This is a genomic window from Paramylibacter kogurei (assembly GCF_002742285.1).
GTDB classification, from domain to species: Bacteria; Pseudomonadota; Alphaproteobacteria; order Rhodobacterales; family Rhodobacteraceae; genus Amylibacter; species Amylibacter kogurei.
Map to the genome: position 1 here is coordinate 100,298 of NZ_MDGM01000013.1, position 20,182 is coordinate 120,479.

General features: G+C 49.3%; 23 protein-coding genes. 14 read left to right on the forward strand and 9 right to left on the reverse strand.

Going from position 1 to position 20,182, the window contains the following annotated elements:
- The first annotated feature begins 83 nt into the window (after positions 1-83).
- Positions 84-1,961 carry an ABC transporter ATP-binding protein gene (locus tag BFP76_RS12440; protein ID WP_099594271.1) on the forward strand — a complete coding sequence of 626 codons (1,878 nt, stop codon included), beginning with the start codon at positions 84-86 and terminating at the stop codon, positions 1,959-1,961.
- Here the strand turns inward: BFP76_RS12440 and BFP76_RS12445 are convergent.
- Positions 1,939-2,676 carry a TIGR04283 family arsenosugar biosynthesis glycosyltransferase gene (locus BFP76_RS12445; RefSeq protein WP_338064515.1) on the reverse strand — a complete coding sequence of 246 codons (738 nt, stop codon included), beginning with the start codon at positions 2,674-2,676 and terminating at the stop codon, positions 1,939-1,941. The genes BFP76_RS12440 and BFP76_RS12445 overlap by 23 nt on opposite strands.
- Before the next feature lie 24 nt (positions 2,677-2,700).
- On the opposite strand from BFP76_RS12445, the gene ygfZ reads away from it, so the two are divergent.
- Positions 2,701-3,453, forward strand: a complete 753-nt coding sequence (gene ygfZ, locus BFP76_RS12450; protein WP_099594273.1) for a CAF17-like 4Fe-4S cluster assembly/insertion protein YgfZ — start codon at positions 2,701-2,703, stop codon at positions 3,451-3,453.
- On the opposite strand, the gene BFP76_RS12455 is transcribed toward ygfZ, so the two are convergent.
- Positions 3,454-4,245: an inositol monophosphatase family protein gene (locus tag BFP76_RS12455; protein WP_099594318.1), complete on the reverse strand. Its 792-nt coding sequence runs from the start codon at positions 4,243-4,245 to the stop codon at positions 3,454-3,456.
- Between the two features lie 152 nt (positions 4,246-4,397).
- Between BFP76_RS12455 and BFP76_RS12460 the strand changes: the two genes are divergently transcribed.
- Entirely contained in the window at positions 4,398-4,934 is a 537-nt protein-coding gene (locus tag BFP76_RS12460; protein WP_099594274.1) for a GNAT family N-acetyltransferase, read from the forward strand.
- Here the strand turns inward: BFP76_RS12460 and BFP76_RS12465 are convergent.
- Together BFP76_RS12465 and BFP76_RS12470 are read right to left on the reverse strand one after the other, a co-directional pair.
- Positions 4,931-5,680, reverse strand: coding sequence for an NYN domain-containing protein (locus BFP76_RS12465; RefSeq protein WP_099594275.1), 750 nt, complete (start codon positions 5,678-5,680; stop codon positions 4,931-4,933). The two genes, BFP76_RS12460 and BFP76_RS12465, sit on opposite strands and share 4 nt — an antisense overlap.
- Before the next feature lie 22 nt (positions 5,681-5,702).
- Entirely contained in the window at positions 5,703-6,593 is an 891-nt protein-coding gene (locus tag BFP76_RS12470) for a LysR family transcriptional regulator (protein ID WP_099594276.1), read from the reverse strand.
- A gap of 104 nt (positions 6,594-6,697) precedes the next feature.
- Between BFP76_RS12470 and metF the strand changes: the two genes are divergently transcribed.
- Together metF and BFP76_RS12480 are read left to right on the forward strand one after the other, a co-directional pair.
- Positions 6,698-7,579 carry a methylenetetrahydrofolate reductase [NAD(P)H] gene (gene metF, locus BFP76_RS12475; RefSeq protein WP_420818671.1) on the forward strand — a complete coding sequence of 294 codons (882 nt, stop codon included), beginning with the start codon at positions 6,698-6,700 and terminating at the stop codon, positions 7,577-7,579.
- 59 nt (positions 7,580-7,638) lie between these two features.
- Entirely contained in the window at positions 7,639-8,118 is a 480-nt protein-coding gene (locus BFP76_RS12480) for a PaaI family thioesterase (RefSeq protein WP_099594277.1), read from the forward strand.
- 129 nt (positions 8,119-8,247) lie between these two features.
- Here the strand turns inward: BFP76_RS12480 and efp are convergent, their stop codons facing one another.
- Positions 8,248-8,811 (reverse strand): elongation factor P, encoded by a 564-nt coding sequence (gene efp / locus BFP76_RS12485; RefSeq protein ID WP_099594278.1) that lies wholly within the window; start codon positions 8,809-8,811, stop codon positions 8,248-8,250.
- Positions 8,812-9,023: 212 nt separating this feature from the next.
- Here efp and BFP76_RS12490 point away from each other — a divergent pair, with 212 nt between their 5' ends.
- Both BFP76_RS12490 and BFP76_RS12495 read left to right on the forward strand, forming a co-directional pair.
- Complete coding sequence (locus BFP76_RS12490) at positions 9,024-9,338, forward strand: DUF6280 family protein (RefSeq protein ID WP_099594279.1); 315 nt, start codon at positions 9,024-9,026, stop codon at positions 9,336-9,338.
- A 161-nt stretch (positions 9,339-9,499) separates the two neighbouring features.
- Positions 9,500-10,480, forward strand: a complete 981-nt coding sequence (locus BFP76_RS12495; protein WP_099594280.1) for a DMT family transporter — start codon at positions 9,500-9,502, stop codon at positions 10,478-10,480.
- On the opposite strand, the gene hrpB is transcribed toward BFP76_RS12495, so the two are convergent.
- Positions 10,477-12,939 carry an ATP-dependent helicase HrpB gene (gene hrpB, locus BFP76_RS12500; protein ID WP_099594320.1) on the reverse strand — a complete coding sequence of 821 codons (2,463 nt, stop codon included), beginning with the start codon at positions 12,937-12,939 and terminating at the stop codon, positions 10,477-10,479. The genes BFP76_RS12495 and hrpB overlap by 4 nt on opposite strands.
- Before the next feature lie 267 nt (positions 12,940-13,206).
- On the opposite strand from hrpB, the gene rpmB reads away from it, so the two are divergent.
- From rpmB to BFP76_RS12515, 3 genes are all read left to right on the forward strand, one after another.
- The gene (gene rpmB / locus BFP76_RS12505; RefSeq protein ID WP_099594281.1) at positions 13,207-13,491 is read left to right on the forward strand and encodes a 50S ribosomal protein L28; all 285 of its coding nucleotides are present in this window, start codon (positions 13,207-13,209) and stop codon (positions 13,489-13,491) included.
- A gap of 118 nt (positions 13,492-13,609) precedes the next feature.
- Positions 13,610-14,068, forward strand: coding sequence for a copper chaperone PCu(A)C (locus BFP76_RS12510; protein ID WP_099594282.1), 459 nt, complete (start codon positions 13,610-13,612; stop codon positions 14,066-14,068).
- A gap of 18 nt (positions 14,069-14,086) precedes the next feature.
- Entirely contained in the window at positions 14,087-14,551 is a 465-nt protein-coding gene (locus BFP76_RS12515) for a low molecular weight protein-tyrosine-phosphatase (RefSeq protein WP_099594283.1), read from the forward strand.
- Here the strand turns inward: BFP76_RS12515 and BFP76_RS12520 are convergent.
- Positions 14,548-14,856, reverse strand: a complete 309-nt coding sequence (locus tag BFP76_RS12520) for a hypothetical protein (RefSeq protein ID WP_099594284.1) — start codon at positions 14,854-14,856, stop codon at positions 14,548-14,550. The two genes, BFP76_RS12515 and BFP76_RS12520, sit on opposite strands and share 4 nt — an antisense overlap.
- A gap of 286 nt (positions 14,857-15,142) precedes the next feature.
- Between BFP76_RS12520 and lepA the strand changes: the two genes are divergently transcribed.
- From lepA to BFP76_RS12540, 3 genes are all read left to right on the forward strand, one after another.
- The gene (lepA, locus tag BFP76_RS12525; RefSeq protein WP_099594285.1) at positions 15,143-16,942 is read left to right on the forward strand and encodes a translation elongation factor 4; all 1,800 of its coding nucleotides are present in this window, start codon (positions 15,143-15,145) and stop codon (positions 16,940-16,942) included.
- A 413-nt stretch (positions 16,943-17,355) separates the two neighbouring features.
- Positions 17,356-17,601 carry a hypothetical protein gene (locus tag BFP76_RS12535; RefSeq protein WP_099594287.1) on the forward strand — a complete coding sequence of 82 codons (246 nt, stop codon included), beginning with the start codon at positions 17,356-17,358 and terminating at the stop codon, positions 17,599-17,601.
- A gap of 150 nt (positions 17,602-17,751) precedes the next feature.
- Positions 17,752-17,979, forward strand: coding sequence for a hypothetical protein (locus BFP76_RS12540; RefSeq protein WP_099594321.1), 228 nt, complete (start codon positions 17,752-17,754; stop codon positions 17,977-17,979).
- Between the two features lie 64 nt (positions 17,980-18,043).
- Here BFP76_RS12540 and BFP76_RS12545 read toward each other — a convergent pair whose 3' ends face one another.
- Entirely contained in the window at positions 18,044-18,397 is a 354-nt protein-coding gene (locus BFP76_RS12545) for a DoxX family protein (RefSeq protein WP_099594288.1), read from the reverse strand.
- Positions 18,398-18,794: 397 nt separating this feature from the next.
- On the opposite strand from BFP76_RS12545, the gene BFP76_RS12550 reads away from it, so the two are divergent.
- Complete coding sequence (locus BFP76_RS12550; RefSeq protein WP_133117436.1) at positions 18,795-19,166, forward strand: hypothetical protein; 372 nt, start codon at positions 18,795-18,797, stop codon at positions 19,164-19,166.
- On the opposite strand, the gene BFP76_RS12555 is transcribed toward BFP76_RS12550, so the two are convergent.
- Positions 19,163-20,074, reverse strand: a complete 912-nt coding sequence (locus tag BFP76_RS12555) for a pirin family protein (protein ID WP_099594290.1) — start codon at positions 20,072-20,074, stop codon at positions 19,163-19,165. The genes BFP76_RS12550 and BFP76_RS12555 overlap by 4 nt on opposite strands.
- Between the last annotated feature and the right edge of the window lie 108 nt (positions 20,075-20,182).

A 20,182-nucleotide genomic window follows, 5' to 3' on the forward strand; every position in this document is an offset into this window, starting at 1 on the left:
TCAAACACTTGTTGAAAATGGACTGTTGGACAGTGTGATTTGGCGTGATATGACAAAACGAATTGACTGGGGAAATAGGCTGTATGTCCACAAAAACGACGGATCAAATCAGTGTTCGCGCGGCATATGGGCGGATGTGGCATGATTGGCTCAAGCCTCATGCATGGGTTCTGGCGGGAACCGTAATTTTGATGATTGTGGTTGCTGTTGCGGCGGCTGGTTACGCCAAATTTATGCAACTGGTCATGTCGGCATTTGAAAACGGTGCCCAAAATGTGATTTATTGGGGGCCAATTGGGATCATTGTTTTGACGGTGTCCAAAGGGTTATGCCAATATTATTACCAGATCATTCAGAATAATGTTTTAACCCGTGTTCAGGCCGATATGCAGGCCAAGATGTTCGACAGTTTGGTTTATATGGATTTATCCAACCTGTTGGCGGAATCGCCAGCGGCGTTGGCCTCGCGCTTTTCTGCAGATATCGAATTGGTACGCACCGCCACGAAAGAGGTGTTCGGATCCATCACCGCCATTTTTACGGTAATTGCCACATTCGCGGTGATGTTATCCATCGATTGGGCGATGACGCTGGGGTTGATTTTGATATTTGCATTTGCTTTTGGTCCAGTTGGTATTGCGGGGTCACGCGTGCGTAAAATTTCCTCTGAAACACAAGAAGAAATTGCCACCATGACAGGGGCGGTAAACGAAGGCCTTTCAGGTATTCGTATGGTGCGCACCTATCGCCTGGAAGAGCGTTTGAAACAAGGTGCGGATGAAGTGTTTGAACGCCTGTATAAGCTTCGCGTTGATTTGATGAAATGGCAGGCAAGTGTTTCACCACTGATGGAAATTCTGGGTGGTTTGGCGATTGCGGTTTTGTTGTTTTTGGTTGCGCTTCGTATGCGATCGGGTGCGATTGATTTGGCCGGATTTATTGGGTTGTTAACCGCCCTTGGTGTGGCAACCAACCCTGCGCGAAAGCTTGGCAAAGCCTATGCAATGGGATTGCAGGGCATGGGTGCATTGGATCGCGTTTTTGCGCTTTATGATACGCCACAGATCATCGCGGATGGAACGTTTGAATATGCCGATGGCAGTGGTGCGCATGGCGGTATTTCATTTGAAAATGTCAATTTCACATATCCCGATGGGTATCACGCATTGCATGATATGAATTTGGAAATTGGTGCGGGTAAAACTTATGCATTTGTTGGGCGATCTGGTGCGGGCAAATCCACGGTTTTCAATTTATTGCCACGCTTGTTTGATGCCACTGGCGGGGTGATCAAAATTGATGGCCGCCCGATCAATGAATTCAAATTATCGGCCCTGCGCGATCAGATTTCTGTGGTTAGCCAAGACAGTGTTTTGTTGTCAGCATCCATTCTGGATAACATTTCTTTTGGGCGCAAAGATGCCAGCGAAGTCGATTGCATCAAAGCCGCCAAAGCCGCCGCAGCGCATAGTTTTATCAATAAATTGCCCGATGGTTATCAAACGATGATTGACCCATCCAAGGCGGCGTTTTCAGGGGGTGAAAAACAACGGCTTTCGATTGCACGTGCGATTTTACGTGATGCACCGATTTTGTTGTTGGATGAACCCACATCGGCATTGGACGCAGAATCCGAAGCCTCTATTCGCCAAGCATTGGATGATCTGTCCAAAGGGCGCACAACATTGGTGATTGCGCATCGATTATCCACCATATTGGATGCAGATCAAATCGTTGTCATGGACCAAGGGCGGATTGTGGATCAAGGAAGCCATGATGAATTGTTGGAACGCGGCGGCATTTACGCCGACCTGTTCAACCTGCAATTTGATACAACACCCATTCAGGGAACAGAACGTAACACGCGATCATTCGCTGGTCGTGGTGCGCAAAAGCTGATGAAATCGCCGTTGGGTCGATTGGTTCGTTTTATGGGGATTAGCGGTGATACCGATGGCTAAGCTGATTGGGGTCACGTCCCAGATAGTATAGCGCCAACGTGCCAAGGTTTTTCGTTCCACGCCGAAACCACCCATCATTCACAAAGCGATCCGCACCTGTGGTTGCAGTAAAGTTCAACGCGGTTTTCTGTCGGCCGATTTTATTGGAAATGGCGACATCTTCCATCAATGGAATATCACGATAACCACCAGTGGAACGATACATTTGTTTGGAAATCAACAATGTTTGATCACCATAGGGCAACCCAAACAAGCGTGATCGGATATTTGCCCAACCCGCGACAAACCACGCGCCAAACCCGTTTGCGTCGAATTTCAATTTACCAAAACCGGCTTTGCGGTTGGATTGAATATGGTCCAAAACAATATCCGCCCAACCTTTTGATAATTGTGTGTCGGAATGTACGAAGAACAACCAATCACCACGTGCAGCATTGGCACCGTTGGCCATTTGTGTGCCGCGCCCCTTGGTGCATGAAATGATTTTCACGCCCAGTTCGTCACCGATTTTTATGGTGTCATCAGTTGACCCGCCATCGGCAAATATCACTTCGCAAACCAATCCCGTGCTCATCCCTTCAAATAATCCAGCCATCATTGGACCCAGCGTTTTGGCGCTGTTCAAAGTGGGAATAATGATGGACACTGGTGCGGGCATGGGCCATAGATTTTTTCTGTTCTTAGGTTCCATATCGGATATGAACAAAAAATTCATCCCTAATCGAAGGATTGCTACAATATGACAGGCGAATTGGCGATTGATCGAGGAATTTTGCGCATCAGCGGCAGTGATGCATATAAATTTTTGCAAGACACGATCAGCAACGACATGGGTGGAACCAAAAAGGGTTTGGTCTATGCTTCGATTTTGACGCCACAGGGGAAATACCTGTTTGATTTCTTTGTCGCAGCCAACGGTGATGATTATTTAATTGATATTGCAGTTGATCGCGCGCCCGCATTGGCCAAACGCTTAACCATGTATAAATTACGCGCGGATGTGCAGATCGAGGCCACCGATTTATGCGTTAATCGCGGGCTGGGTGATGTGCCATCGGGCGCACATGCCGATCCGCGCCACGCTGATCTGGGTTGGCGCCAATACAGTGCGACCAAGGGGGGGGAACCAACAATTGATTGGACAGCCATTCGCGTGAAACACTGTATCCCCGAAACAAATATCGAGCTGATCGCGGATGAAACATATATCCTAGAGGCCGGATTTGAACGGCTCCACGGTGTTGATTTTCGCAAAGGTTGTTATGTCGGCCAAGAGGTTACGGCGCGGATGAAACACAAAACCGAGCTACGCAAAGGGTTCAAGACCGTTGCCATTGATGGCACCGTGCCGATTGGCAGTGCGATCACACGGGATGGGAAATCCATTGGGCAAGTGTTTAGCCAATCAAACGGCCAAGCGATTGCATATCTGCGCTTTGATCGCGCAGGGGACGGGATGGAATCACAAGGTGTTGCGATACGTCTTTTATGATTAAGCGTTGCGAAGCGTTTTCGCGAAGCGATCGAAAACTTCGTTGTTTGCGGCGATAATGCTACCTGTTTCCAGCGGGTCGGAACCATCTTTCATTCCTTGCGAAAGACCACCAGCCTCTTTTACGATCAATGCACCTGCGGCGATGTTCCAGATATCCAACTTGCGATCCCAACAGGCATCATATCGACCTGCCGCAACATAAGCGAGGTTCAATGATGAACAGCCCCAGTTGCGTATACCAGTGACGGCAGGGGCGATATGTGCAATGTCTTTTAACACGGCTGGCAGGCCAGATTTGCCCTTTGGTGGCAATGTGGTTCCCACAATCAAACGATCCATATCACGGCGTCCTGAAACGCGGATACGTTGGTCATTTAACCATGAACCGTTGCCTTTTTCGGCCACGAATAATTCTTCGTCAATCGGGTTGAAAACCAATGCGGCAACGATTTCGCCTTTGTATTCCAATGCGATGGACAACGCCCAATGCGGCAAGCCGTGTACAAAATTTTCGGCGCCTTCAAGTGGGGCAACAATCCAACGCCGCGTTGGGTCTGATCCAGCAACTTCGCCTGCGCGTTCCGATGTCCAACCATAATTGGCACGTGCTTCTTCCAAATCTTCACGTAAAAATTCTTCGGCGCGGATATCGGCACGGTTCACAAATTCGCCTGTTCCCTTGGTGGAAACTTGCAATTTGTCGACTTCGCCAAAATCGCGCATCAACATACGCCCCGCGCGACGCGCAGCCTTGATCATTACGTTAATATTTGCAGACCATTGTGCCATTGGAATACCTGTAGATGTTCGGGTTCCGCGCTCTATAGGGCGGTTGGGTTGTTGATGTAAAGGGATTGATGTGCAATCTGTTGGCAAATACGCGCGATCAGGGCAGGTTTTTACATCCATTTGTCAACTTGTCCCCAATCGAAAGGATATAAATGCCCGTTTATCAATCCGCACCACGTCTTTTGACCGAACGGTTGGTCATGCGTGCACATCGGGCAAATGATTTTGAAAATAGTTTTGCGATGTGGCGTGATGAACGGGTTTATCGCCATATTTCAGGACAACCCGCAACACCAGGTACGGCATGGCAACGATTGTTACGCTTTACAGGGCATTGGGCATTGATGGGCTATGGCTATTGGTTGGTTGAAACCCATGGGGGCGAATTCATCGGCGAGGTGGGGTTTGCGGATTATAAACGCGATATCACCCCACCACTTGGCAACCGACCAGAGGCAGGCTGGGTTCTATCACCATCCGCACATGGCCAAGGTTACGCCAGCGAAGCAATGGTTGCTGCGCTGGGTTGGCTTGATCAAATGAAAACAGACCCAAGTACGGTCTGTATCATTGATCCCGACAACACAGGTTCACTCCGATTGGCGCAAAAGCTTGGCTATGTCCAAGATTGCATCGGAGATTACGATGGCCAAGAAACGGTGATCCTGTCGCGCCCGCGGTTTGGTTAAACCAATTCCACCTTCATGTTGAAACGCGGGATCAGCAAATGATTTTGCACCACATCAAATTTTGCCAAGCGTTTCTTATGTGTAACCCACGGAAATTCATCGCTAAATTCTGAAAAACGATCATTCGTGACCACTACACCATTGGGTTTATCCGCAAATGGCAGGATAAAGTGATCGGCCTGACTTCCACCCGGCACGATGGTGATGTCGGTCGCGGGAATACCAAATGCTTCTGCGATTTGGTTGTGATGGTTCCCGTTGCCAGAAAACACGATACCAGAGTCTTGCATCACATAATAAATATTGGCGTCAAAAAAGACGTGTACTTCGTGCCCCATTTCCAGCAGGGACACGACCATCATATGTAACACCAGCAAATTGGGATCGCGGCGCAAGAATACGTTGCTGCCGTCAATTGCGATGGATTTGAACTTAGAATTAGTGGTGGTTTTTGGCGTGGATTTGTGACGATCTGGTTTTGGACGGGATGTGTTCGTTGATGGTTTTGATACCTTTTCAACCGTTTTATGAAAAAAGCGACTGGTGAAAAGCTGCATTGCATTCCACCCCATAAACCCAGCAATGCCAAGTCCAAGACCAGCCTCGATCATCAGTGAAACATCGATGTCGGCTTGTATCGCGGAATAAAGCTTGTTGATCGCAAAAACGAGTGCACCGAATGAAACGCCTGCGCAAAACGCAAATCCTAACCAGCGAAAAATGGTACCAAAGAAAGATTTAATCATATTGAAATTCACTCAAATGCGATTAGGTTGTTCGCGCCTTTGTAAAGCCAACAAAATCTTTCATAAAGGCCGCGTCAACCTCGGATGTGCGCACCGCGGCATATAGGCCACGTGTCAGACCCGTTTCAGTTATTGGTTTGGTCACAAAATCATGGCCGTATTTTTGATCGGCCACCACCCAGTCGGGTAAAACAGAAACACCGCGCCCCGATGCCACTAGCAACACAATCACGGCGGTTAATTCCGCTTGTCGCACGGCGGCGGGTTCGATACGTGCGGGCATCAACAATTGCGAAAACACGTCCAGTCGGGTTTTATCAACGGGATAGGTAATCAAGGTTTGATCGCGAAAATCCTCTGCTGTGATGAATTCTTTGTCAGCCAATGGATGGTTGGATGCACAGACAAACGTTGGTTCGTAATCAAACAGATGGATAAATTCCACACCATCCAGATTTTCGGGATCGGATGAAATCACCACATCCACCTCTTCGCGTTGTAATGCGGGTAGGGCATCGAAACTGAGCCCCGGGCGAATATCGACATCGATCTGCCCCCAATTTTTGCGAAAATCTTCCAGCACGGGAAACAGCCATTCAAAACAGGCATGGCATTCAATGGCGATATGCATCCGCCCATTGGTCCCATCATGAAGCCCAGCAAAATCCTTTTCCAGTTCTGTGATTTTTGGCAATATTTGATCGGCTAGAACCAATAATTTATGTCCCGCCTTTGAAAGCTTTAATGGCTTGGATCGGCGTAAAAATAATTCCATGCCAACTTGTTCTTCCAATCCTTTCACTTGGTGGGACAATGCGGATTGGGTGATGTTTAAAACATCAGCGGCGCGTGCCAACCCGCCTTGTTCGTGAATGGCCTTGATCGTGCGTAAGTGGCGAAATTCGATATACATTTATTAATTCCCAATTTTTTCATATTAAATATTAGAAATATGAATTTGATTCAATATCGTTTTTTGACGACAACAGGGCAACGAAACAAAACTGGACGAATCCAATGCATATCTCTGACCCAAAATTTGGCCTTTCATTTGAGCTGTTCCCACCGCGTTCGCTGGAAGCAAGTTTCAAAATGTGGTCAACGCTCGAAGGTTTGGTCGGCTTGGACCCAAGTTTCGTTTCCGTTACTTATGGTGCGGGTGGCACAACGCGTGATTTGTCAAAATCCGCTGTGGGTGTGATTGCCGATCATTATGGTTTGAATGTCGCTGGGCATTTAACGTGTGTTGGGGCAACACGCACCGAAACACTGCAAGTGGCACAAGATTACGCTGCCGCAGGGGCCAAACAAATTGTTGCTCTTCGCGGGGATGCACCAAATGGTGCGACCAATTTCGAAGCGCATCCAGATGGGTTTAGCGGCAGCATCGAATTGATCGAAGCCTTGGCCGCGCAAAACCAATTCAACATTCGCGTGGCGGCATACCCGCATGTGCATCCCGATAGCGCGAATGCCGATCATGACATCGTGATGCTGCATTCCAAGTTCAAAGCGGGGGCCGACAGCGCCATCACACAGTTTTTCTTTGAGGCCGAAGATTTCCTACGCTTTCGTGATCGTGCAGAAAAAGCAGGGATCAAAAACAAAATCGTGCCTGGTATTTTGCCCGTGGAAAACTGGGCCAAGACCAAAGTGTTTTCACAACGTTGCGGTGCGCAAACGCCTGATTGGTTGGACAAAGCATTCTCCAATACCAAATCAAAGGCCGAACATGATCTGTTATCAACCGCGGTGTGTACCGAATTATGCGATGATCTGATCAACGAAGGTGTTGAAGATTTGCATTTTTACACATTGAACGATGCGCGTTTAACCAGCGATGTGTGCCGCGCACTTGGGCGCAGCGTCACACCGCCAGTCGCTGCAAAAGTTGCCTAAACCACTGGTCAAATAAAACTCCCCCGCTTAACGTGGTTCCATTAAAAGGAGCCACGTTAATGTTTTTTGCGACTTCCCCCGATGAATTGCCAAGCTTTGATGAAATGCTTGCACGTTCTGGTCTGGAATTTATGACCGATATGTTGAATGGGGTAATATCGGGGCCACCCATTGCGGATCTGTTAAATTTTCGCCTTCATGCTGTGGAAAAGGGAAGCGTGACATTTGCAGGTGCACCCAAATTTAACGCCAGCAATCCAATGGGCACTGTTCATGGTGGTTGGTATGGCACTGTGCTTGATAGTGCGATGGCCTGTTCTGTGATGACCATGCTGCCCCAAGGGTCAATTTACACAACCGCCGAATTCAAGGTGAATATCATTCGCGGTATTACGCTCGATCAAGAGGTCTTGATCAAAGGTGTCGTCGATCATTGTGGCCGCACAACCGGTGTTGCCACGGCACAAATCTTCGGGCGCGATGATGGCAAGCTGTATGCCACAGGTTCCACCACCTGTGTGATCATGCGCCCCAAATAACAGAATCAACTTGCCAAAATTAAAAGACCCCGCAAAATTTGCGGGGCCTTAAAACATCATTCGTCACTTTTACGAGGGAATTTTTCCTAGGGTCGTAACGTAACTTTGCATATCAAAGTTAATTTTGCGTTACGCGCGTTCGGAATATTCCATTGTTTCGGTGTGCACGACCACCGCTTGGCCTACGTCAATAAACGGTGGGATCATGATACGCATACCATTGTCCAAAATCGCAGGTTTAAAGCTATTGGCGGCGGTTTGCCCTTTGACTGCGGGTTCGGTTTCTTCGACCACACATGTCACCTTGGCTGGCAAGCTTGCGTTCAATGCTTCGCTTTCATGATATTCGATTTGAATGGTCATGCCATCTTGTAAAAACGGACGACGTTCACCCAAAATATCAGCGGGCAACTCAATTTGTTCGTATGTTTCAGTGTCCATAAATACCAACATACCGTCGTTTTCGTACAAAAATTGCTGATCTTTTTGATCAAGACGTACTTTTTCAACTTTGTCTGCGGAACGGAAACGTTCGTTCAATTTTGAACCATTACGCAGGTTTTTCATTTCAACTTGTGCAAATGCGCCCCCTTTACCGGGTTTCACATGGTCAACTTTTACCGCGACCCACAGGCCGTTGTTATGTTCCAAAACATTGCCCGGTCGAATTTCATTGCCGTTGATCTTTGCCATGCGAATAATGCCCTTTGTTGGGTTGAAGAATGATTTTGCATTCCTATATCTTTTGGACTTGGTCGTGACAAGTCACCAGCGAAAGAGGGTTACTTTTTAAGAGCTATGCGTTATAAACATAGCTTCCATGATCAAACTGGGCTACCGAATCGTTACAAAATCGTCATATTGCCCAGACCTAACGAAATTATAAATGTAAAGAGGACTTCGAGTTGTTCGACTACGTTGATGATACAGCATACACAAACGACCAAGGTAAACGTTCTCAGAAACTGTTTGCCGCTGTTGTTTTGGCCGCATTGGATGATGCGATCGCTGATGATAAAAAATATGGAAATGGCGTTGAATCAATCGCGCGCTGGGCACGTTCACGTGACGGACGCGAAGTATTGATGTGTGCGGGCATTGAACCAACTGAACGCTGTGTAAACGGTATGATGCAGTTTGTTGAAAAAGGTGTTCGTACATCTGTTGCCTTGTCACGCGAAGAAAGTGACCGCCAAGCAGCCGCGAAAGAGGCCGCTTAATCCAACTCCAAAAATTTTGGATTGAACAAACGCCGCCATTGTGCGGCGTTTTGTATTTTTTGCACAGAGTTTGCGCAAAAATTGTTTGCTTGCGCCCTTGATTAAAAACATGTTTTTGCGCAAGTTCGCATTTGAATATTCCTCCAGCGGTGCCTTGCCCGATGACAAAACAAAAATCCAACGGCAAAGCGGCGATGCTTGCGCTCTGTGCATTTGCAATTTTTGCAACCCATGACGTGGTGGTAAAGGTGCTTGGCGCCCATTACGCCCCATTTCAAGTTTCGTTTTTCAACGTTCTGTTTGGCTTTCCGCTGGTCACTTTGATGCTCATGCGCGATGCCAATCCGGGCACATTGCTGCCCGTGCATCCGTGGTGGACAGCGCTGCGCACGATTGCCGCGGTGATGGGCGGGGTGGGGGCGTTTTTCGCCTTTGCGCTGCTGCCGTTGGCACAGGCCTATGCGATTTTGTTTTCCATGCCGTTGATAATTACGGTGCTGTCGATCCCTGTCTTGGGCGAGGCTGTGGGCATTCGTCGTTGGATGGCGGTGTTGGTCGGGCTTTGCGGTGTTTTGATCGTCCTGCGCCCTGGTGATGTTTCGCTTGAACTTGGGCATTTGGCGGCATTGGTTGCGGCCGTGGGTGGTGCAACCGCATCCATTATCGTGCGCAAAATTGGACAAGAGGAACGTGTTGTTGTCCTGTTACTTTATCCCATGATTGCCACCTTTGTTTTGATGGCGATATTGATGCCATTTTATTACAAACCCATGCCGATTGAACATCTGGGGCTGCAATTTTTGGTGGCTTTGCTGGGTACGATTGCCACGATGTTTATGATCGCCGCCTATCGCACAGGCGAAGCCGTGATCGTCGCACCTATGCAATATTCGCAAATCATCTGGGCGACGATTTTTGGTTATGTCCTGTTTAACGAGGTGCTGGATATGCCCACCATTATTGGTGCGGCGGTGATTATTGCCAGTGGTTTGTATATTGTGTTGCGGGAATCCAGATCGGGTTCCAAAAACACACCTGTATTGCGCACACGTTCACGCTTTGAAATGGGTGCCAATCTGCGCGTCAGCCAGATTTTGCGCCGCGATAAAAACAAAGCGACCGAAGAAAAAAACGCTCCCTAGGTTCCGCGCGGCTTCACCCGTTTTGTCGCCTCTGCCACGGTGGGGTCTTCGGGCCATGGATGGCGAGGGTAACGCCCGCGCATGTCTTTGCGCACATCCACATATGACGTGCCCCAAAAATTGGGCAAATCAGCCGTGGTTTGCACCACGCGCCGCGCAGGGGATAATAAATCAATAATCAATGGCAAACGATCTGGCCCCACTGTGGGATGCACCGTCATGCCAAATAATTCCTGTAATCGCACAGCGATGCGGGGCTGATCCGCGCTGTAATCCACAGGCAAGCGCGTGCCTGTTGGCGCCTTGATTGCGGCGGGCGCGAGCGTTTCGAGCAATTGTTGTTGGTTATAATCCAAGCGCGCCTTGATGATCGTTGTCATCACCAGCGATTTTAACCCATCAATGGATTTCACCCCATACATATGGGGCAGCAACCAGTTTTCCATATCGCCAAGTAATGCATCATCCGAACAATCTGGCAAATCGCTGCCACGTGCACGCAACCATTCAACGCGCGCCTGTATGAACCGCGCAGATTGATCCCATGGCAACACCTGTAACCCCAAATCGCGGATACCATCCAACAGCGCGGATGCAATCGCATCATCGGGACAATCGCGCCAGTTTTGCTCATTCAAAACCAAGGCACCAAAACAGGTTTGGGTTTTCGCCAAAACACGTCGATCCCGCTTTGACCATTCGCAAATATTACGCGTTTCAAAATCATCGCCAAAGATATCGCGCAATTCGCTCTCACTTATCGCGATGCCCATGCGCAGGCGGGCTTCTTTTTGTTTGCCGTCCAGATCACTGGCGACGATTAAACGCTCGGCACCCATCGGGTCGTCGTCATTCACAAATGCGCCACTGCCACCTGATAACAAAAACCGTGGCGCATCGCCAGCACGGTGCAATCCAATGCGATCAGGATATGCCAGTGCCGCCATTTGTGGGGTGCTTAAATCTCGTGAACCCTTTGCACGCAATCGCTTGGCATCGATCCGCGCACGTTCCAATGCACCGCGATTGATCCGATAGGGGCGGTTTTGTTCAAATGCGCGTGGGTTTTGAAATGCCTCAACCCGCAGTGCAAAATCGCTGGGTGCGCCTGTCATTAATACATCGCGCGATTCCAACAATGCTGCGATCATTTCCGCCCCTTTGCCAGCGTTTAATAACATCCGTGCAAGGCGCGGGTGCGTTGGCATGGCGGCAATTTCGCGCCCCTGTTCCGTGATGCGATTTTGCGCATCAAGTGCTCCGATTTGGCGCAACAACGCTTGGGCATTGGCAAAATCGGTATCACGCGGTTGGGTTAAAAACGGTAAATCTGTTGGATCAACCGTGCCCCACGCCGCCAATTCCAACACCAGTGCCGACAGATCGGAGGATAAAATTTCAGGCAAGGGAAATGGCTGTAACCCGCCATCTTCGCCACGGGTCCAAAGCTTGTAACAAACACCTTCACTTACGCGCCCTGCGCGGCCTTGGCGCTGGGTGGCCTCGGCCTTGGTCACGCGTTCGGTGATCAGACGCGACATGCCAGATCCAGCATCAAATGCGGCGCGGCGTGCACGCCCACCATCCACCACCACGCGGATATCTTCAATCGTCAGCGATGTTTCCGCGATGCTGGTGGCAAGCACCAATTTACGCCGTTTGCTGGGTGCAATGGCGCGGCGTTGTTCGGCAAATGGCATAGCACCAAACAATGGGCGGGTATCAAGCATGGATTTCAATGCGGGTTCAACCAAGGCCTGCACCCGTCTGATTTCACCTTCACCGGGTAAAAACGCAAGGATCGAACCATCGGTATCATTCGCAGCCTTGATAATTAAATCCGCCATCGCCTGTTCAAATCGCGGCCCGCGCTGATTGGGGCGTGACCATGGTTTATCCAAAAAACGCTGTTCTACGGGGTATGCGCGCCCCTCTGATGTGATCATCGGGGCATTGTCCATCAATGTCGCAACGGGGCCTGCATCCAATGTGGCGGACATGGCGATGATGCATAAATCATCGCGCAATGCTGCGCGAATTTCCAAACAAAGTGCCAAGCCAAGATCGGCCTGCAAGCTGCGCTCGTGAAATTCATCAAAGATGATACATGAAATGCCCGCCAATTCAGGATCGTTCTGGATCATGCGGGTTAACACACCCTCTGTCACCACCTCGATACGGGTTTGTTTGCCAATTTTGCGCTCACCCCGCATGGCATAACCCACGGTTTGCCCCGCGGTTTCACCCAATTGTTCTGCCAATCGTTCGGCGGCGGCACGTGCTGCCAATCGGCGTGGTTCCAACATGATGATCTTGCCGTCAAACAATTTGGCATCCAGCAAAGCCAACGGAACCCGCGTGGTTTTACCTGCCCCGGGCGGGGCTTGCAGCACCGCGCGATTGTGCGATTTCACCGCGTCAATCAATGCGGGTAGAACAGTTTCAATTGGTAAATTCATCGTTCCCAACAGATATGCGAAACACATTCACGACGAAAGCCCAATGCGATTGATTCTCTGCCAAATTCATGATTTCTCTGAATTTCATCGCAACCTGTGGGCGGATTCTCTTAGAATCTGCTAGGTTTTTCACAAAACCCGCAGGTTGTTATCGCACAGCCCTTGACGGGTGTTGCGAAGCGGCCTAAAGGAAGGCTTCGAATTTTAGGCGCAGTCGGGCAGGGGTCTGGTAGCGCGCACCGCAAGGTTAAAGCAAAGGAATGTCCAATGTCTCGCGTATGTGAACTGTCTGGAAAATCACCGCAAACTGGCAATAACGTCAGCCATGCGAACAATAAAACAAAGCGTCGCTTTTTGCCGAACCTGAATGATGTGACACTGATCAGCGATACGCTGGGTCGTTCATTCAAATTCCGCGTATCTGCATCTGCTTTGCGTTCTGTTGATCACCGTGGTGGTTTGGACGCTTACTTGGCCAAAGCCAAGGATGCTGAATTGTCAGCAAAAGCGTTGAAAGTGAAAAAAGACATCGCAAAAGCGGCTACTGCATAAGCACGCTTTTCAATGATGAATTTGGGCGGCCTCACAGGAAACTGTGGGGCCGCTTCATTTTGTCTTGTTTTGCTTTTCGCGCAGCCCAATTAGCAATGGCGCAAAAGGAGAATTTTAGATGAGCAGTTTTAAAAATACATTTGGCGTCGTCATCGCATCCGCAATTTTATGCGCCGCGATCGTTTTTGTTTTTACAGGCAACGCCCCCAAAGAAATGTTAATCAATGATGCCTACGCCCGCGCCAATGGTGCCAGCGCCAAGGCAGGCGGCGCATTCATGCAAATCCGCAATAACACCGGCCAGGATGACCGTTTGATCGCGGTGAAATCTCCCATTGCCATGGCTGAAATTCACACCCATATCCACGAAGCGGATGGTGTGATGCGTATGGTCAAATTGGAAGAGGGCATCGCCATTGCCGCAGGTGAAACAATTGAGCTGAAACGCGGTGGGGATCATCTGATGTTGATGGGGCTGCAACGCGGGTTGGTTCAGGGCGACATGGTTGATTTTACCCTGACTTTTGAACACGCAGGCGATGTGAAATTGACCGTACCTGTTGATTTAAATCGTTAATCGCGCAACCATCGCGCCATGCGTATTCTGTTCGTCTGTCTTGGCAATATCTGCCGATCCCCCACGGCCCATGGTGTTTTTCGCCAAATGGCGGCGGATGCGGGATTGGATGTTGTGGTTGATGGCGCTGGGACGGGGGCATGGCATATCGGCAACCCACCTGATCGGCGTGCAACTTTGATGGCGGCAACGCGTGGATACGATTTGTCTGATCTGCGCGCACGCCAAGTGTCGGCGCGTGATTTCACAGATTTTGATCTGATCTTGGCGATGGATAACAACAATCTACAAGACCTGCGCCAAATGGCACCAACCGGTGCCGGCGCAAAACTGAAACTTTTCATGGATTACGCGCCAAACAACCCGCACCGCGAGGTACCCGATCCGTATTATAACGATGGTTTTGATGTGGTGTTGGACATGATTGAACAGGCCAGTGCTGGCCTGATCATCGAAATTAAATCATCAAATTCAACGAGTTAAGAGCAAACCTGCCCAGCCGTTGTGCCAAACGCCTTGTAACGTAGCCAGAATTTTTCAGTCGCTGAATTGTCCGACTGGCGCGTTACCTGTGCCAGATGCGGATCTTTGAAAAATTTCGCTGCTTTGCGTTGATCTGAATAAGATAACTTTTGGTTCGCCACTTGTTGCACACAGCTACAAGTGCTGCGCGTTGCCGCTTTGCGATCCATTTTGTTACATGCGCGTTCAATCACGCCCGCATTGATTGGATTGGTGCATACCATCAATGCAATGATTGCCGCGACGGGTTTCATTGGTGTTTTCATTGGGAATATCCCCTTGCCTGCCATGCGCTCTTTGTCGGCGCGTTTATCCGATGATTATGGCATATCTCGGATTCTTCGCGCAAGCCCTTATAATTAAATCATTTTTCTGATGTGTTTCGGACTCATGTCACGATATTTCGTAGGCCAACCACCAACGCCCCGCTAGATTTAGCGCAAATCAACCCACTCCACGATGAAAACCACCACGAAACCCCTTTGTTTTATGCGTGGTTTTTGCGCATGATACCCATTGACCAAACCCCAAATCCGTATCATATCCCTGTCCATGACAGACCTATCAAAAATCCGCAATTTTTCCATCGTGGCGCATATTGACCACGGCAAATCCACGCTTGCTGATCGCTTGATTCAGCTCACGGGAACCGTGGCTGAACGCGATATGTCCGCACAAATGCTGGACACGATGGATATTGAAAAAGAACGCGGGATTACGATCAAGGCAAACTCCGTTCGCATTGAATACAAGGCGAATGATGGCGAAAATTACGTTCTCAACCTGATTGACACTCCCGGCCACGTTGATTTCGCCTATGAAGTGTCCCGCTCTATGCGCGCAGTAGAGGGTTCGTTGCTGGTTGTTGATGCCTCCCAAGGGGTCGAGGCACAGACATTGGCCAACGTTTACCACGCAATCGAGGCCGATCATGAAATCGTGCCTGTCCTCAATAAAATCGATCTACCCGCCGCCGATCCTGATCGGGTTGCCGAACAAATCGAAGACGTGATTGGCATTGATGCCACCGACGCGGTGCACATCAGCGCAAAAACGGGCATCGGTATCGCCGATGTGCTTGAGGCGATCGTCACACGCCTTCCTGCACCCAAGGGCGATCCAGATGCTCCGCTCAAGGCGATGCTGGTCGATAGCTGGTATGACGCCTATCTGGGCGTGGTGGTTTTGGTGCGCGTGATTGACGGGCATCTGCGCAAGGGTGATAAAATCCGCATGATGAACACCAACGCTGCATATCCCGTGGATCGTGTCGGCGTGTTCCGCCCCAAGATGGAAAATATTGATGTGCTTGGCCCAGGCGAATTGGGTTTCTTGACCGCATCAATCAAACAGGTGGCCGATACCCGTGTGGGTGACACCATCACCCATGTAAAAAAGGGCTGTGAAAAACCGCTTCCGGGTTTTGCACCGTCACAACCGGTTGTATTCTGTGGGTTGTTCCCTGTTGATAACGCCGAATTCGAAGACCTGCGCGAAGCAATTTCCAAACTGTCCTTGAATGACGCATCATTTAGCACCGAAATGGAAACATCCGCTGCACTTGGCTTTGGCTTTCGCTGCGGTTTCCTTGGCCTGTTGCATCTAGAGGTTATTCGCGACCGTCTGGAACGTGAATATGATATCGAGCTGATCACAACAGCCCCATCCGTGATTTATCACATCCACATGCGCGATGGCACGGTTGTGGATTTGCACAACCCCGCTGATATGCCGGATCTGACCCATGTTGATCATATCGAAGAACCGCGCATCAAGGCGACCATTTTGGTGCCTGATGAATATCTGGGTGATGTGCTCAAACTCTGCCAAGATCGCCGTGGTATTCAGCTTGATCTGACATATGCGGGCACACGCGCGATGGTGGTTTATGACCTGCCATTGAACGAGGTGGTGTTTGATTTCTACGACCGTTTGAAATCTGTGACCAAAGGCTATGCATCATTTGATTATCAAATGGATGGCTACCGCGAGGATAAATTGGTCAAGATGCAAATCTTGGTCAATGACGAACCCGTTGATGCTCTATCAATCATGGTGCACCAAGACCGCGCCGATATGCGCGGACGCTCTATGGTGGAAAAGCTCAAGGAATTGATCCCCCAACACCAATTCAAAATCCCAATCCAAGCCGCCATCGGTGGCCGCATCATCGCGCGTGAAACATTGTCCGCGCTGCGCAAAGACGTAACAGCCAAATGTTACGGCGGTGACATGTCACGAAAACGCAAACTGCTTGATAAACAAAAAGCAGGTAAGAAAAAGATGCGTCAGTTCGGTAAGGTTGAAATCCCACAGCAGGCGTTTATTTCTGCGCTTAAGATGGATGACTAACTGCGCAAAGGCGTAATTGTTATTTCAATTGCAAAGAGACGCGCCCGACCTCGGGTGGGTGCAAAGCGCCCTCCCGTGGGGGAGGTCGGGCGCGACCCGTGGTTTCCACGGGTGGTGTGTTGATCTCAACGCATAGTTGCAAAGCAAAAATCAATCGCACATAATAAATTCCAATACTTAAATGATTTATTGGAAACTTTATGAAATTTGGCATTCGAAAGCCGAGCATCAAAAAGAGCTTGGCAGCGAGGACTTCACCTAAGAAAATAATCAAAACGAAACTGGGTCTCAATGCACCGCGCGGGATGGGGTGGGTTACGAACCCCAAGAAGGCAGCGTACAATCACGTGTATAGTCGAACAACCGTTTCGTTCTGGAGTATTCTCAAAAAGCTGTTGAAATAGGACACGAAAATGAGCATTCAACTTGCCGCAATTCGCGCTGCCGTGGTTTTGATCCCTTCTTATAGTGTCGCCTATCTCACCGAAAAAATGGTTTATGTTGTACCGATGCTCGCGGCGGCCAGCTTCTTTGCTGGCGCGCTAGAGGTGACACCCGTAAACACACGACGTCGTGTCGAAGAAGACGATGTCGACACAGACCTATCCAGTGATGCAATGACGAACGAAATTTGGGAAGATTCTGGCGGAAATACATAAAAATCCCCGCCACCCAATTGTCCGCCACATGTCCTACGGATGTCCGACGCTTGTCCGACAGGGAAAATCGGGTTTTGGATGTGTGATCCCTGTCACTACGTTGCGGGATGAAAATGTGCTATGTTTGTGCTTTCATCAAAGGAGTTTGTTATGCGTAAATTATTTTCAATTGCCGCTGTTGCGATGTTCGCAACCTCGTCTGCCTTTGCTGGCAGTTTGGTCGAACCAGACGTTGAACCCATGATCGTAGAGGCAGAGCCAGAGGCCGCTGGCGGTTCTGGTAACATCGTCATTCCATTGCTGTTACTGGCCGTGGTTGCCGCCGTGATTGCATCTGATGATTCAGGTGGTGGAACAACTGAACCCGTGCTTGAATAAGTTCAAAAATTCAATGTGATAAGCGGTTTTGCTTATCACATCATATCCGGTTTAAAAACGTGATCTATCCCGCCCAAAACGCGTGATAGCGTTCGCGCACAAAAGTATAAATCGCACATAGGAAAATCACCAAGGCAGGGATGCCTTGTTGCATGGGCGTGTGCGACAAATGATAATACATCGCCCCCACCATGATAAACGCGATGCCAAGTGCGGCAGGCGCCGCCATGCGGCGTATCCAGATACCAATCGCACCTGCCACCTCGCAGGTGCCGATGAATGCGCCAAACCATTCTGGTAATCCCAATTTAGTGAAGCTTTCCAACATCATAGGGTTGCCAGACAATTTCCCAATCCCCGCCGCAAGCAAGACCAGAGAGATGATAATTTTTGGAATATTCGGCAAAATTGGGGGCATTCATTTATCCTTATTTAACGTTGAATATACTGTGTCTTATTTCAAATTTCCACCGCGGTTTTTACACTCGGTAAAGCCTTGCCGATGGCGCGATGAAATGGGTTTTCATAAAATGTGAAACGTATATTTCCCCACTGTTTTACCCCCTGTTAATCGCCATCAACGACACCTGTGCAAGCTGTGTGCAGAAAGGTGTCTTATGTGGTTTTTTGGGGTTTTGAGTATTTGCCTTTTTGTATGCAGTGCATGTCATTTTGCACCACTGAAATCGCGCCATGAAACCATCCATTTCACCGAGGGCGATCATATGGAAATTGGTATGCCATAGGTTCGAACTTGTGATTGTGCTGGCATGCGCGTATCCTTGATCAATGGTTACTTTGGTCTTGGGGGACACATGGCTGAACATAACATCGAACGTGCGAAATCCGATATTTCCAAAGCATTGGAAGAAACATTCGAGGCTGACGGAAACGGGTTTGAGCGCAAGTTAAAACAAGCAGGGCGGTATTTACCCCGCCGCGTGAGCAAGGATGCAGCCTATTTGCTTGAGGCAGAAAAACAGCTCAAACACCCAAAATTTCGCCGCTTTGTCGATCAAAATCGGATCAAGGCCGCACGTGATAATGTGATCCGCCAAACCCGCGGTGTGGATTTGCAGGCGGATCGATCGCGCGCTCGGTTTCAATGGGGCGCAAGCCTTGTTTTACAACTATTGCTTGCCTGCGCCCTGATCTTTGGTTTTGCACGGTTTGTCGGTGCGATTTAATGCGCTGGTTTGATAAAGGTACCGTTGTTTAGCTCGGCAATTGCTGTGCGCAATTCATCGCGTGTGTTCATCACGATTGGGCCGTGCCACGCGACGGGTTCCTCGATTGGTTTGCCTGAAATCAACAGAAAACGAATGCCTTCTTCACCCGCTTGCACGGTGACGCTGTCACCTGTGTCAAATTTCACCAATGTGCGGTTGCCCGACATATCGCGAATGTTCACCTCTTGGCCGAACACCTCTTTTTCCAGCAAAACACCTGTGGGGGTAGAGGCATAATCAAACATGCCAGAACCCTCAAACACATAGGCGAATGCCTTGCGATAGGTATCGACAGGAAATGTTTTTTTCACACCCGCTGGCACAAAAATATCCAGATATTGCGGATCGGCGGCGATCCCATCAACAGGGCCGGTTTTGCCCCAGAACGATCCCACGATGACCTTTACCACGGTTCCGTCATCTTCTTGGATCACAGGAATTTCCTTGGCTTCAACATCTTGGTATCGCGGTGCGGTCATTTTCAATTCTGAGGGTAGGTTCGCCCAGAGTTGAAAGCCATGCATTTGCCCATTCGCATTTCCGCGCGGCATTTCTTGGTGCATGATTCCAGACCCAGATGTCATCCATTGGATATCACCTGCGCCAAGCGTGCCGGTGTTACCAAGGCTGTCGCCATGATCAACCTCACCTGACAAAACGTAAGTGATGGTTTCAATGCCGCGATGCGGATGCCACGGAAACCCGTTTTGATAACCGCTTGGATCTTCGTTGCGAAAATCGTCGAACAGCAGAAATGGATCAAGCGAGGTTGGATCATGAAATCCAAACGCGCGATGCAATGATACGCCAGCGCCCTCCATCGTGGGTTGGGCAAGGCTGGTGGATTTTACAGGACGTACAGACATAGTTGTTTTCCTTTCATATGTGAACTTGCCATAGAGATAGCGCATCAGCGGCAATTTTTACATAAAATACATGGAAAAGCAGTGTTGCGACATTGGAAACGATGCGAT

What these genes read in the sequence shown, in the direction of transcription:
- BFP76_RS12540 (WP_099594321.1), top strand. Translation starts at nt 17,752, where the DNA reads ATGCGTAAATTATTTTCAATTGCCGCTGTTGCGATGTTCGCAACCTCG.
- rpmB (WP_099594281.1), top strand. Translation starts at nt 13,207, where the DNA reads ATGTCTCGCGTATGTGAACTGTCTGGAAAATCACCGCAAACTGGCAAT.
- BFP76_RS12515 (WP_099594283.1), top strand. Translation starts at nt 14,087, where the DNA reads ATGCGTATTCTGTTCGTCTGTCTTGGCAATATCTGCCGATCCCCCACG.
- BFP76_RS12455 (WP_099594318.1), bottom strand. Translation starts at nt 4,245, where the DNA reads ATGGCACAATGGTCTGCAAATATTAACGTAATGATCAAGGCTGCGCGT.
- BFP76_RS12535 (WP_099594287.1), top strand. Translation starts at nt 17,356, where the DNA reads ATGAGCATTCAACTTGCCGCAATTCGCGCTGCCGTGGTTTTGATCCCT.
- BFP76_RS12465 (WP_099594275.1), bottom strand. Translation starts at nt 5,680, where the DNA reads ATGATTAAATCTTTCTTTGGTACCATTTTTCGCTGGTTAGGATTTGCG.
- BFP76_RS12440 (WP_099594271.1), top strand. Translation starts at nt 84, where the DNA reads ATGTCCACAAAAACGACGGATCAAATCAGTGTTCGCGCGGCATATGGG.
- BFP76_RS12495 (WP_099594280.1), top strand. Translation starts at nt 9,500, where the DNA reads ATGACAAAACAAAAATCCAACGGCAAAGCGGCGATGCTTGCGCTCTGT.
- BFP76_RS12545 (WP_099594288.1), bottom strand. Translation starts at nt 18,397, where the DNA reads ATGCCCCCAATTTTGCCGAATATTCCAAAAATTATCATCTCTCTGGTC.
- ygfZ (WP_099594273.1), top strand. Translation starts at nt 2,701, where the DNA reads ATGACAGGCGAATTGGCGATTGATCGAGGAATTTTGCGCATCAGCGGC.
- BFP76_RS12555 (WP_099594290.1), bottom strand. Translation starts at nt 20,074, where the DNA reads ATGTCTGTACGTCCTGTAAAATCCACCAGCCTTGCCCAACCCACGATG.
- lepA (WP_099594285.1), top strand. Translation starts at nt 15,143, where the DNA reads ATGACAGACCTATCAAAAATCCGCAATTTTTCCATCGTGGCGCATATT.
- metF (WP_420818671.1), top strand. Translation starts at nt 6,698, where the DNA reads ATGCATATCTCTGACCCAAAATTTGGCCTTTCATTTGAGCTGTTCCCA.
- BFP76_RS12470 (WP_099594276.1), bottom strand. Translation starts at nt 6,593, where the DNA reads ATGTATATCGAATTTCGCCACTTACGCACGATCAAGGCCATTCACGAA.
- BFP76_RS12460 (WP_099594274.1), top strand. Translation starts at nt 4,398, where the DNA reads ATGCCCGTTTATCAATCCGCACCACGTCTTTTGACCGAACGGTTGGTC.
- BFP76_RS12520 (WP_099594284.1), bottom strand. Translation starts at nt 14,856, where the DNA reads ATGAAAACACCAATGAAACCCGTCGCGGCAATCATTGCATTGATGGTA.
- BFP76_RS12445 (WP_338064515.1), bottom strand. Translation starts at nt 2,676, where the DNA reads ATGAATTTTTTGTTCATATCCGATATGGAACCTAAGAACAGAAAAAAT.
- efp (WP_099594278.1), bottom strand. Translation starts at nt 8,811, where the DNA reads ATGGCAAAGATCAACGGCAATGAAATTCGACCGGGCAATGTTTTGGAA.
- BFP76_RS12550 (WP_133117436.1), top strand. Translation starts at nt 18,795, where the DNA reads ATGGCTGAACATAACATCGAACGTGCGAAATCCGATATTTCCAAAGCA.
- BFP76_RS12480 (WP_099594277.1), top strand. Translation starts at nt 7,639, where the DNA reads ATGTTTTTTGCGACTTCCCCCGATGAATTGCCAAGCTTTGATGAAATG.
- BFP76_RS12510 (WP_099594282.1), top strand. Translation starts at nt 13,610, where the DNA reads ATGAGCAGTTTTAAAAATACATTTGGCGTCGTCATCGCATCCGCAATT.
- hrpB (WP_099594320.1), bottom strand. Translation starts at nt 12,939, where the DNA reads ATGAATTTACCAATTGAAACTGTTCTACCCGCATTGATTGACGCGGTG.